General features: G+C 28.4%; 13 protein-coding genes. 7 read left to right on the forward strand and 6 right to left on the reverse strand.

What is annotated here, in order from left to right; genetic code table 11:
• Positions 1-7 precede the first annotated feature (7 nt).
• Together ACFO3U_RS02535 and ACFO3U_RS02540 are read right to left on the reverse strand one after the other, a co-directional pair.
• Positions 8-1,291 (reverse strand): DASH family cryptochrome, encoded by a 1,284-nt coding sequence (locus ACFO3U_RS02535; protein WP_379738117.1) that lies wholly within the window; start codon positions 1,289-1,291, stop codon positions 8-10.
• Between the two features lie 14 nt (positions 1,292-1,305).
• Positions 1,306-1,452: a DUF2256 domain-containing protein gene (locus tag ACFO3U_RS02540; protein ID WP_379738119.1), complete on the reverse strand. Its 147-nt coding sequence runs from the start codon at positions 1,450-1,452 to the stop codon at positions 1,306-1,308.
• 184 nt (positions 1,453-1,636) lie between these two features.
• On the opposite strand from ACFO3U_RS02540, the gene ACFO3U_RS02545 reads away from it, so the two are divergent.
• Complete coding sequence (locus ACFO3U_RS02545; RefSeq protein ID WP_379738121.1) at positions 1,637-2,983, forward strand: FAD-dependent oxidoreductase; 1,347 nt, start codon at positions 1,637-1,639, stop codon at positions 2,981-2,983.
• Between the two features lie 4 nt (positions 2,984-2,987).
• Here ACFO3U_RS02545 and ACFO3U_RS02550 read toward each other — a convergent pair whose 3' ends face one another.
• Entirely contained in the window at positions 2,988-3,350 is a 363-nt protein-coding gene (locus ACFO3U_RS02550; RefSeq protein ID WP_379738123.1) for a cupin domain-containing protein, read from the reverse strand.
• Between the two features lie 122 nt (positions 3,351-3,472).
• On the opposite strand from ACFO3U_RS02550, the gene ACFO3U_RS02555 reads away from it, so the two are divergent.
• Both ACFO3U_RS02555 and ACFO3U_RS02560 read left to right on the forward strand, forming a co-directional pair.
• Complete coding sequence (locus ACFO3U_RS02555) at positions 3,473-4,105, forward strand: 7-carboxy-7-deazaguanine synthase QueE (RefSeq protein ID WP_379738125.1); 633 nt, start codon at positions 3,473-3,475, stop codon at positions 4,103-4,105.
• 58 nt (positions 4,106-4,163) lie between these two features.
• Positions 4,164-4,565, forward strand: a complete 402-nt coding sequence (locus ACFO3U_RS02560) for a DUF2059 domain-containing protein (RefSeq protein ID WP_379738127.1) — start codon at positions 4,164-4,166, stop codon at positions 4,563-4,565.
• A 72-nt stretch (positions 4,566-4,637) separates the two neighbouring features.
• Here ACFO3U_RS02560 and ACFO3U_RS02565 read toward each other — a convergent pair whose 3' ends face one another.
• Together ACFO3U_RS02565 and ACFO3U_RS02570 are read right to left on the reverse strand one after the other, a co-directional pair.
• A complete protein-coding gene (locus ACFO3U_RS02565) occupies positions 4,638-5,405 on the reverse strand; it encodes a membrane metalloprotease (RefSeq protein ID WP_379738129.1) in 768 nt (255 codons plus the stop codon).
• A gap of 61 nt (positions 5,406-5,466) precedes the next feature.
• Positions 5,467-6,174, reverse strand: coding sequence for a class I SAM-dependent methyltransferase (locus ACFO3U_RS02570; protein ID WP_379738131.1), 708 nt, complete (start codon positions 6,172-6,174; stop codon positions 5,467-5,469).
• A gap of 67 nt (positions 6,175-6,241) precedes the next feature.
• Here ACFO3U_RS02570 and ACFO3U_RS02575 point away from each other — a divergent pair, with 67 nt between their 5' ends.
• From ACFO3U_RS02575 to ACFO3U_RS02585, 3 genes are read left to right on the forward strand one after another with little or no spacing between them, the layout of a single operon-like run.
• Positions 6,242-6,736: a YkgJ family cysteine cluster protein gene (locus ACFO3U_RS02575; protein ID WP_379738133.1), complete on the forward strand. Its 495-nt coding sequence runs from the start codon at positions 6,242-6,244 to the stop codon at positions 6,734-6,736.
• Position 6,737: 1 nt separating this feature from the next.
• A complete protein-coding gene (locus ACFO3U_RS02580) occupies positions 6,738-7,106 on the forward strand; it encodes a bleomycin resistance protein (RefSeq protein ID WP_379738135.1) in 369 nt (122 codons plus the stop codon).
• 5 nt (positions 7,107-7,111) lie between these two features.
• A complete protein-coding gene (locus ACFO3U_RS02585) occupies positions 7,112-7,519 on the forward strand; it encodes a PH domain-containing protein (RefSeq protein ID WP_379738137.1) in 408 nt (135 codons plus the stop codon).
• Between the two features lie 23 nt (positions 7,520-7,542).
• On the opposite strand, the gene ACFO3U_RS02590 is transcribed toward ACFO3U_RS02585, so the two are convergent.
• Positions 7,543-8,754, reverse strand: coding sequence for an exo-beta-N-acetylmuramidase NamZ family protein (locus ACFO3U_RS02590; RefSeq protein ID WP_379738139.1), 1,212 nt, complete (start codon positions 8,752-8,754; stop codon positions 7,543-7,545).
• A gap of 76 nt (positions 8,755-8,830) precedes the next feature.
• Here ACFO3U_RS02590 and ACFO3U_RS02595 point away from each other — a divergent pair, with 76 nt between their 5' ends.
• Positions 8,831-10,063 carry an ABC transporter permease gene (locus ACFO3U_RS02595; protein ID WP_379738141.1) on the forward strand — a complete coding sequence of 411 codons (1,233 nt, stop codon included), beginning with the start codon at positions 8,831-8,833 and terminating at the stop codon, positions 10,061-10,063.
• Positions 10,064-10,151: the final 88 nt, after the last annotated feature.

Here is a 10,151-nt window from a genome sequence, read left to right on the forward strand (position 1 = left end):
TCAGGTTCTATTTTTTATTCCACAAATCTTGATATGCACCGTTTTCATCATACATTTCAGCTTGTCGTTTAATGTTGAATTTTCTATCTCTTGGATCATTTCCAACACCAGCATTATACATCCAATTCCCATAATTAGAATGCACATCATAATCAATTAGCATGCTTTCAAAATAGGCAGCAGCAATTCTCCAATCTTGTTGCCATTCTTTTGCCCAAAAACTCGCAACATTTTGTCTTCCACGATTGCTCATAAATCCAGTTTCTGCTAATTCAATCATGTTTGCATTAACAAAAGGTTCATTAGTATTGCCAGAAATCCATTGCTTAAAAGCTTTTTGATTGAATTTCCAATCGTATTTGTGATTTAAAATACCATTAATCTGAAAAATTTTATTACCAAATTTCATGGAAATATATTTGAAAAAATCTCTCCAAATCAGTTCAAAAATCAACCAGTAAGTATCTTCATTAGCTTCAATTTGTTCTTCATATTGTTTTACTTTCCAATAAATTGTTTTGGCAGAAACACTTCCATTGGCTAACCAAGCTGATAATTTGGAACTATAATCACTTCCAATTAAACCATTTCTTGTTTGTTTGTATTTGGACAAATTTTCCGTTTCAAAAAAATAATTCTCAATGCGATTTAATGCTTGATTTTCTCCACCTTTAAATGGAAATGCAGTGTTTTTATTTAATTCAAAATCTTCATAACCCAAATTCTCCAAAGTTGGAATTGAAGTTTTATTTTCAATTAGATTTTCTTTTATTTTGGGTTCAATTGAAATAGTTTTTCTAACCGAAACTTTCTTCTCACATTCTTTTCTAAACACAGTAAAAACTTGAGGTAAATCTTTTAAATCTTGATAAGGAATGTCATCAGGATGAAATAAAAATTGGTCAAAAGTTTCAATAAAATTCACATTTTTAAATTGACTTTTGATATTGTTATTGACATTGACTTCTTCACTTGTCCATTCTTTTTGTGTAAAAATGTTAGAAATTTCATAGTCAGAAATAATTTTTTGAAATACATTTTCAGGTTTGTCGAAATAAATCAAAAGTGAAATATTCTTGATAAGTAGATTTTCTTTTAATTCTGAAACGGTTTCGAGAAGAAATTTAACTCTAAATTTTTCTGTTTTTTTAAAACCATATTTTGTTTCTGAAAATTGTCTTGGATCAAAACAAAAAACAGCAATAGTTTTTCCTGCATTTTTGCAAGCTTCAAAAAGCGAAGAATTATCTTCAACTCTTAAGTTATTTTTAAACCAAACAAGATTATTCATTGGAATTTGGAATTTTACTGTTGGGATTTTTTATTTGTTCTACATTTCTCACTACAATACTTTACGTCATCCCAATTCTTTTCCCATTTTTTTCTCCAAGAAAAAGGCAATTGGCAAACAGCACAAATCTTTTGAGGTAAATTAACTTTTTTGTGAGCCATTTTTTAAATTATGTTATTTAACTAGAACTCAAATATAATTAATTTGTTTAACATAATTTAAATATAATTAAACAAAATAAATTCTGTTTTTGACTAATATTTTAAAAAGAACTGCTTTATTTGAAGACAAAAGTTACCTTAAAACTATTTTAATCGTTATTTTTGTAATAAGAAAAGAATAATTATGCAGAGTTCTAAAAAAATTGCAGTTGTTGGAGCAGGTTTAGTAGGTTCATTGTTAGCAATATATCTCAAAAAGGCAGGACATATAGTTCATGTTTATGATAGAAGTCCAGATATTAGAAATATTCAATTTTCAGGAAGAAGTATCAATCTTGCGATGTCAAATCGTGGTTGGAGAGCTTTAGAAAACATTGGTATTGCAGATGATATTCGTAAAATCGGAATTCCAATGGATAAACGTGCTATTCATAATATGGATCAATCACTTAATTATCAAAAATATGGCAAAGAAGGTGAAGCAATTTATTCTTTGTCTCGTGGTGTTTTAAATCGAAAAATGATTGATTTAGCTGAAGAAAAAGGTGTTGAATTTTTCTTTGAGCATAAAGTTTGGGATGTTTCCTTATCAGAGGCTATTCTTCATATTGGTGAAGAAGAAAGAGGTGAATGGACTGATTATAAATATGATATGGTTTTTGGTTCTGATGGAGCATTTTCTAGAGTTCGACACAGAATGCAACGTCAAAGTATGTTCAATTATTCACAAGATTTTTTAGAAATTGGATATAAAGAGTTAAATATTCCAGCAAATGCAGATGGTTCACATAAATTAGACAAAAATTCATTACATATTTGGCCAAGAGGTAATTTCATGCTAATTGCTTTGCCTAATTTGGATGGAAGTTTTACTTGTACTTTATTTATGCCTTTTGAAGGTGAAAATTCATTTGCTCAATTAAATGATGAAAAAAAACTAGTCGACTTTTTTGCAAAATACTTTCCTTCAACAAAAGAAGTTATTCCTGATTTAGTTAAAGATTTCTTTAAGAATCCAAAGAGTTATTTAGTTACCATGAAATGTTTCCCTTGGACACACAATGATAAAGTAGCTTTAATTGGTGATGCTTGTCATGCAATTGTTCCTTTTTATGGTCATGGAATGAATGCAGGTTTTGAAGATATTACGATTTTAAGTGAATTAATGGAAAAATATGGTGATGATTGGCAAACTATTTTTACAGCATATGAAAATTCTCGTAAACCTAATGCTGATGCTATTGCCGAATTATCGTATAGAAATTTCATGGAAATGAGTACAAAAACAGCAGATCCAAAATTTTTATTGCAAAAGAAAATTGAAAAATGGTTTTCCGAAAAACATCCAGATAAATGGACTCCATTATATAGTAGAGTTACGTTTAGTCATCAACCTTATTCAGAAGCACTGGCAATTGGTGATAGACAAAACGAAATTATGGAAGATATTTTGGCTATGGAAAGCATTGAAGAAATTTGGGAAACCGAACCAGTTGAACAGAGAATTTTAGCACTTTTAGAAGAGAAATAGTTTATTACTCTTCTCGATGCACTTTATTAAAATCAAAAGCAGGTTTACAAATGGCTAAATATTCACAAGGTTCATCAAAAGGATTAGAATATTGAACTCTAGTATCTGCTTCAATTTTTATAGATTGACCAGCTTCTAAAACAACAATTTCATTTTCAATAATGAATTGTTTTTTACCTGATATGATATAAGTATATTCCTCAAATTCTGGAGTTTGAAAAGGTTCACTCCATTTGGGTGGAGCAATCATATGAGCAATTGAAATATCTTTGTTAGCTGTTGTTGGAATGCCATGATGTTCTTCAATTAACTTTCCATCAGTTGTTGGAACAACAAAAGGTTCTTTTTGGATAAAATATTTTTTCATTGTTTTAATTGTTTCGAAAAATTTCAATTTCTTTCAAAAATAGTAAAAAACCATTAATTACTATTCGCTAATTACTATTTACTAATCACTAATTATTATCTTTGCTCACTATTAAAGAAACAATGTTAGACAAAGAAACACAAATAGCAGTTGATAAAGGAGAAATGCTTCCATTAATGGAAGAGTTTTACACCATTCAAGGTGAAGGTTATCATACAGGAACAGCTGCTTATTTTATTAGAATTGGTGGTTGTGATGTGGGTTGTCATTGGTGTGATGTAAAGGAGAGTTGGAACTCAGAATTACATCCTCCAACAAACACTGATGTTATTGTTGAGAATGCAAAAAAATATGCAGAAACAGTAGTTGTTACTGGTGGAGAACCTTTGATGTGGGATATGTCTATCTTGACTTCAAGATTAAAAAAGCAAAATTTAAACGTTCATATTGAAACTTCTGGAGCTTATCCTGTTTCTGGTCATTGGGATTGGTTTTGTCTTTCACCTAAGAAAAACAAATTACCTGTTGATGATGCTTATGCTATTGCTAACGAATTAAAAGTTATTATTTACAATAAACATGATTTTATTTTTGCAGAAGAACAAGCAGCAAAAGTAAATTCAAAAGCGATTTTGTTTCTACAACCTGAATGGAGTAAAAAAGAAGAAATGACTCCTTTAATTGTGGATTATGTAATGAATAATCCTAAATGGAGAGTTTCATTACAAACCCATAAGTACTTGAATATTCCTTAAAGAATGCTTTGAAATACTTTTGAAAATCTTATATTTACAGAATTAAATTTAACAAAAAATGAAGAAAATTATTTTAGCAGTAGTTGTATTGTTTGTAACACAACTTTCAATAGCACAGGATGCATTTAAAAGTGATGTAATAAAAGTTATAAAAGCATCAGGTTCAGCAGCTCAAATGGAAGCAGCAAAAGACCAAATCAAAGCAATGATTCCTGAAGCAAAATACGAGGAATTTTCTAAAGAGTTTGATGCAACATTGCCTTCTCTTTATGAAAGTATTGCTAAAATTTATATGGAAACTTACACTCATGAAGATATAAAAGCTATGCTTAAATTTTATGAATCTCCTGTAGGGAAGAAAATTTCTGAAAATGCTGGAGAGTTATATAAAAAGAGTATGGAAGCTGGGCAAGAATGGGGAGCAGGTCTTCAAGGTATGATGATGAAATATATGGAGTAATTTTCATCATTAAAATAAATAAAAAATCCCAAAACAAACGTTTTGGGATTTTTTATTTATAGTTTTTTGGAGCTATTTTCCACCATTAGCTTTCAAGTCAAGTAGACAATTAGCATCAAGTTGTGGTATTCCTGAAGTCATCATTTGAAGAACACCGTTGTTCTCTACTTTCCAAAACATTAAACAAGATTCATTATCGCAATGCTTATCATGAGCTGTGTCTAAATGATTGTTTTGCATTGGAGAACCCAAATCAACCAATCCTAATAAATGACCAAATTCATGAAGAAGAACTGTAGTTTCTAAATCAACTCTGTTAGGTTCGTTTATCGCATCACTTAATTCTTGTATATTTTGTTCATAAATAACCGCTGAAGTATTAAAATAAGCTGTTCCTAATGTTTTAGATGAACTCGTATCACTCTCAAAATTTCCATTAATATATAATAAATGAACCGCTAAAATACCTGAATCATTATATTTGGTTCTGTTTGCATCTTCAATTTCTGCAATGTCTTCAAGGCTAAAGACAGTTTTACTTGGAAATGGAATTTGTTTTTCAAGTATAGAAATACCATTTGGTTTATTTAAAAGGTTTTCTAAAAATTGTTTAAGATTTATAAGTGTTTGTGTATTTGGTCTAAAACCTTCAACATAACTAATCTCTATAACTAAAGATTGATAAGTGTCAGAAGCAAGAAAACCATGAGCACTACTACCTGTGTTTTTTTTATTTCCAGATGTATTAATGCCATTTTCATCTGAAGCTTTATCATCATTAGAACAATTTAAGTTCGCAACTAATAAAGTAAAGAAAAATAAATACTTTAAATATTTCATAGTGTTTATATTTATAAGTATAAACGTAAAATAAAATATTTTAGTTTTAATTAAGTGTATATTAAATTAATGAGATTTTTGCCAAATAATCAAAATGGTCACCTTCTAAAATTAATTCACATTGTAATCCATTAGCTAAACAAGCATTTTGTAAGGTATTATAATCCATATATAGCCAAGGGAACGATTCTTCAGTTTCACCTTTATATTGAACCGTAAAAGTTAATTCACCATAATAATGATTTGCTGGAACTTCATAAGCACCATCTTCATCTTGATCAAACATATAAATGATGTCAGAACTATCAATTAAAATTTGACCGTTTTCATTTAAAAGTGATTTTAATTTCAATAAATATTTAGTACAATTTTCTAAAGTTTCAAAAATTCCGGTTCCATTCATTAAAAGGAGAATAGTGTCATATCTACTGTTAGAATCTAAGCTCAAAATATTTTCTACACTTACGTTTTTTAAACCACGAAGTTCACAAGCTTTTATAGCATTTTCAGAAATATCAATAGCAGTTACATCAAAACCTTTTTCCTGTAAATAAAGAGCATGACTTCCAGCACCACATCCAACATCTAAAACTTTGCCTTTTACTAATCGTAAAGCTTTTTGTTCAATTTTTGGCATTTCATTAAAACTTCTAAATAGATATGCAATACTCATTTCATCTGCTTCAGAAATTGAAGTTTCAGTAATTAAATCTTCAGGAGAATTGTTGGTTTGATAATCTAAAATAGCTTTTCCAAATAAATCTTTCATCTTTTTTTTAATTATTTGTTTTAGAAGTTGATTAACTTTGTAATTGAACTTGTAATTAAACTTGAGCTTGAAACCAAATCTAAACGAACTTCCAAAACTTGCCAAAGATAAGCATATCGAAAACAAAAAGTATTTTGATAAGCTAAAAAAGAAAGTGCCAAAGAATTTAGATTATGTCATGCAAGATTTACACGATGCTGAATTCAAAAAAACGGATTGTTTAGATTGTGCTAATTGTTGTAAAACTACAGGTCCATTATTTACTTCAGCAGATATTGAAAGGATTTCAAAACATTTAAGACAAAAGCCACAACAATTTATTGATCAATATTTAAGAATTGATGAGGACAATGATTATGTGTTGCAAAGTGTTCCATGCAATTTTTTAGACACAGACAATACTTGTTTTATTTATGATGTTAGACCAAAAGCTTGCCGCGAATTTCCGCACACTGACAGAAAAAAATTCAATCAAATTACAGATATTACTTTAAAGAATATTCCAATTTGTCCAGCAGCTTATAATATTGTAGAAAAAATGAAAGAGAAATTACCTTTATAATATGATTAATTTTAAAACACTTAGACCAATACTATGGACTATAGATATAAAAGAAACTATAGGCTTTTATGAAAATGTTTTAGGTTTTACTTGTGATGAATATAATGAAGAATGGCAATGGGCTTCTTTATCAAAAAACGGAGTTGAAATTATGTTAGCGAAACCAAACGAGCACACTTCATTTAATAAATCAAAATTTACAGGTTCATTTTATATTAATGTAGATAATGTTGATGCACTATGGCAATGCTTAAAAGATACTTGTAAAGTTTGTTATGAAATAGAAAATTTTCCTTGGCAAATGAGAGAGTTTGCAATCTATGATAATAATGGATATATTTTGCAATTTGGAAAAAGCTTAAAAAATTAATTATAATGAAAATATATAAATCAAAAGTTGATATTGCTTTACCAATTTTATTTGTAGTTTCTTCAATTGCTCCAATTGTTATTGGAATTAGAGAAAAGGATTGGGTCATTTTTGTAATTCTTATTTTTACCTTCGCTTTTATTATGTATTTGTTGTATGATACAAATTATATTGTTACTGAAGGTAATTTAAAGGTTCATTCAGGTTTTATTGTAAATAAAAATATTTCTATTTCAAAAATAAAGGCAATTAAAAAAACAGACAGTTTACTTAGTGCTCCAGCAGCCTCAATTTCAGATAGGATTGAAATTTTTTATGAGAATTCAAAATCTATTGTCATTTCTCCAAATGATAAGCACAGTTTTATTGAAGAATTATTAAAACAAAATTCAAATATTAAGATAGAAATATAGATTAAGTAAATTGAAATGATTTATTATTTATAAATTAAATACTTTTTTCTCATAGATTTAAATTCGTTTAAACCATTTTCCCAGCTTTTTCTAATTTCTTTTTCTGAAGTACCTGATTCAATTTGCTCTTGTAGTTTTTTGGTTCCAGCCAATTTTATAAAGAAAGAATTAAAAAATTTTGATTTATCTGAAGTTTCATTATAAGCTTTCAACAACCATTTCAATTCCAATTGATTTACTTTTTTAATTTTTGATAAATCTTCTCCAAAGCAAACTTTCCCATTATAAACAGGATCTTTTGCTCCTTCATTTGGTTTTGGAGTAAAACTAAAATCACTTTTAGCTAAAAAAGGAGAGCCATAAATTTGAAATTGTTTTTCAGTTCCACGTCCAACACTTACATTTGTGCCTTCAAAAAAACATAAGCTGGCATAAAGATTTATTGATTGAGCATTTGGTAAGTTAGGAGAAGGCTTCACAGGTAAATTATATTCCATATTTCTCTCATAGTCCACACAAGGAATTACTTTTAAATCACATTTCACATTGTTTTTCAACCAATTTTCACCATTAATCATTTGAGCATACTCACCAATTGTCAATCCATGCAAAACAGGAATTTGATGCATTCCCACAAAACTGGTATTTTCTTTTTCCAAAATTGGGCCATCAACAATTCCTCCATTTGGATTTGGTCTATCTAAAACAATTAATTGAATATTATTTTCAGCACAAGCTTCCATTACATAATGAAGAGAAGATATATAGGTGTAAAATCGTGCACCAACATCTTGTAAGTCGAAAACCACAACATCAATTCCTTCTAATTGTTCTGGTTTTGGTTTTTTGTTATTTCCATATAATGAAATTATAGGCAAATTAGTTTGAGTATCTTTTCCATCTTTAATCAATTCACCAGCATCAGCTGTTCCTCTAAAACCGTGCTCAGGAGCAAATATTCGTTTTACATCAATTGATTTTGAAAGTAAAAAATCAACCAAATGAGTCTTGTCAGTCAAAATTCCGCTTTGATTTGTAACAACTCCAACTTTCTTTCCTTTTAGTAATGGCAAATAAAGTGCAAAATTATCCGAACCAGTTTTTATTTCAAGAATAACTTTTTCTTCAATGGTGATTTTGTTTTGAATATTTTCTCTTTCTTCATTATTCTTGACGGAATTTCCACATGAAAAAACAATAAACAAAAAGCCAAAAAATAAAGTAAAATATTTCATTATATATATAGGATAATTTTTATTAGTGTATTTCGTGTTTAAGATGTATTTTTGAAATCAAAAGTAAAGCCAAAAATTGAATTTAGAATATTTTATTTCCAAAAGACTTATCACTACTAAAAGTTATAAAAGTAGTATTTCTTCACCAATTATAAAAATTGCGATAACAGCTATTGCAATCGGAATAATTATGATGATAGTTTCAGTGGCAACAGGAATAGGTCTTCAAAATAAAATTCGTGAAAAAGTAGCAGCTTTTAATGGGCATGTTATTATTTCAAATTATGACGACAATCAATCAGAAGTTACAAAAGAACCTATTTCAATTAACCAAGATTTTTATCCAAAGTTTAAAAACGTTTCCGGTATAAGTCATATTCAGGCAACAGCTAGTAAAGCTGGGATTATTCATACAGAAGATTCTTTTGAAGGAATACTATATAAAGGAGTAGGAAAAGATTATGATTTTAAAAACCTTCAAGAATATTTGATTGTAGGAAGAATGCCAAATTTAAAAGGCAATCTAAATGAGGAAGTTTTAATTTCTCAATATATTGCCAATAGATTAAATTTAAAATTAGGAGATAAATTCAAAACCTATTTTTTAAAAGATTCTGGAAGTAGATACAATCTTCGTAATTTTAAGATTGTTGGAATTTATAATTCAGGTTTTCAAGAGTTTGATGCTACCTATATACTAGGTGATATTCGTCACATTCAAAAAATCAATAAATGGAAAGAAGATCAAGTAGGTTCCTTCGAAGTTTTTGTAGATGATTTTACTCAGATAAAACAAAAAGGAGAAGAAATTTATAAAGAAATTCCTCCTACATATAATAGCACAACCATTGAAGAAAAGTATTATAGTATTTTTGAATGGCTAAAACTTTTCGATTTCAACATCGTAATCATTCTAATTGTAATGATAATTGTTGCAACCATTAATATGATAGTTGCATTGTTGGTGTTAATTTTAGAGAGAACTCAAATGATTGGAATTCTAAAAGCGCTAGGAGCAAACAATTGGAACATCCGAAAAATATTTTTATATAATGCATCTTACCTTATTGTAAGAGGGCTATTAATAGGTAATATAATTGCTATTGTGTTATTATTAATTCAAAAATGCTTTGGATTAATAAAACTAAATCCAGAAAACTATTATGTAAATGTAGCACCAGTTGACATAAACCTTTTACATATACTAGTCTTAAATTTAGGAACAATATTTATTTGTTTCTTGGTGTTATTAATTCCATCCTATATAATAACAAAGATTTCTCCAGTAAAAGCCATCCGTTTCGATTAGTATCTTACACTTCAGTTTAATTAATAGAGTTTTGTTTCTGGCTCTGCATTATTTTTATGGTAAAAAAGAAAAGGATGTGACTAAAAGA

It is taken from the genome of Flavobacterium ponti (assembly GCF_042652765.1).
In the GTDB taxonomy this organism is placed as follows: domain Bacteria; phylum Bacteroidota; class Bacteroidia; order Flavobacteriales; family Flavobacteriaceae; genus Flavobacterium; species Flavobacterium ponti.

Bases quoted from the DNA above. Each gene is read 5' to 3' on its own strand.
- ACFO3U_RS02555 (WP_379738125.1), top strand. From the start codon at position 3,473: ATGTTAGACAAAGAAACACAAATAGCAGTTGATAAAGGAGAAATGCTT.
- ACFO3U_RS02570 (WP_379738131.1), bottom strand. From the start codon at position 6,174: ATGAAAGATTTATTTGGAAAAGCTATTTTAGATTATCAAACCAACAAT.
- ACFO3U_RS02545 (WP_379738121.1), top strand. From the start codon at position 1,637: ATGCAGAGTTCTAAAAAAATTGCAGTTGTTGGAGCAGGTTTAGTAGGT.
- ACFO3U_RS02580 (WP_379738135.1), top strand. From the start codon at position 6,738: ATGATTAATTTTAAAACACTTAGACCAATACTATGGACTATAGATATA.
- ACFO3U_RS02585 (WP_379738137.1), top strand. From the start codon at position 7,112: ATGAAAATATATAAATCAAAAGTTGATATTGCTTTACCAATTTTATTT.
- ACFO3U_RS02560 (WP_379738127.1), top strand. From the start codon at position 4,164: ATGAAGAAAATTATTTTAGCAGTAGTTGTATTGTTTGTAACACAACTT.
- ACFO3U_RS02565 (WP_379738129.1), bottom strand. From the start codon at position 5,405: ATGAAATATTTAAAGTATTTATTTTTCTTTACTTTATTAGTTGCGAAC.
- ACFO3U_RS02550 (WP_379738123.1), bottom strand. From the start codon at position 3,350: ATGAAAAAATATTTTATCCAAAAAGAACCTTTTGTTGTTCCAACAACT.
- ACFO3U_RS02540 (WP_379738119.1), bottom strand. From the start codon at position 1,452: ATGGCTCACAAAAAAGTTAATTTACCTCAAAAGATTTGTGCTGTTTGC.
- ACFO3U_RS02535 (WP_379738117.1), bottom strand. From the start codon at position 1,291: ATGAATAATCTTGTTTGGTTTAAAAATAACTTAAGAGTTGAAGATAAT.
- ACFO3U_RS02590 (WP_379738139.1), bottom strand. From the start codon at position 8,754: ATGAAATATTTTACTTTATTTTTTGGCTTTTTGTTTATTGTTTTTTCA.